This window comes from Bradyrhizobium genomosp. III (assembly GCF_000261705.1).
Classification (GTDB): Bacteria; Pseudomonadota; Alphaproteobacteria; order Rhizobiales; family Xanthobacteraceae; genus Bradyrhizobium; species Bradyrhizobium ottawaense.
On sequence record NZ_AJQF01000609.1, the window covers coordinates 1 to 697 of the forward strand.

1 protein-coding gene is annotated in these 697 nt (G+C 56.2%); it reads left to right on the top strand.

Annotated elements, in window-relative coordinates; translation table 11 throughout:
• The first annotated feature begins 236 nt into the window (after positions 1-236).
• Positions 237-620 carry a hypothetical protein gene (locus tag IC66_RS44930; protein ID WP_083859410.1) on the top strand — a complete coding sequence of 128 codons (384 nt, stop codon included), beginning with the start codon at positions 237-239 and terminating at the stop codon, positions 618-620.
• Positions 621-697: the final 77 nt, after the last annotated feature.

Sequence of the window (697 nt, forward strand, 5' to 3'; positions counted from 1 at the left end):
TGGCCCATCTGCGAAGTTGCGCCTCGGCGGTCGGAAGTCCGCTCGTTGAGGCAGAGCGGACCAGATTTGCTCAGTTCGAGGTCTTCGCATTTTGACCCGCACCGGACCTCGTCAAAATTTCAATGCCCGCGGCGGCGGGTCTCCGATACGACATGGGATATAGTTACATTTCATAATTGAGCTGCTTAACTCTCTAATCGACTAGTAAATATTTCAAACAAAATACAGGAGCCGCAATGTCCTCTCCAGAAGAAGACGATCGGCGCGAGTTTTTAAGATCCTGCGGCAGGTTCGCCTCCGTAACACCTCCGAAGATCACAGCCTTGCTTTCGACCTCACTTACTAGCAGCGCAATTACCACCACCGAAGGCTGGGGTCGTGTATGCCTAATAACCGGCGAACTTGCTTCGGCAGGACGATCGGATCAATGCATTGCTGAAGCAAAGCGATACCGCGACCACGCTGCCGAGGCAGAACAACTGGCTGAACTCGCGGTGACGGCGGCCCGTCGCCAAACACTGACCATCATCGCTCGCACTTATCTCCTGGCGGCGGCGCAGCTGGAGAGCATCGCGGAGCGATTGCTTGAAGCGATTGCAGAAGTAAAGTCAGGTAGCTGACGATAGCTGCGGGCGCATCTGCGAAGTTGCGTCGCGTCTGTCGAAGGTCCGCTCGGCGCGGCAGCTAGGCGCTGCCA

Excerpts from the sequence above, each read along its gene's own strand:
- IC66_RS44930 (WP_083859410.1), top strand. The coding sequence starts at position 237 with ATGTCCTCTCCAGAAGAAGACGATCGGCGCGAGTTTTTAAGATCCTGC.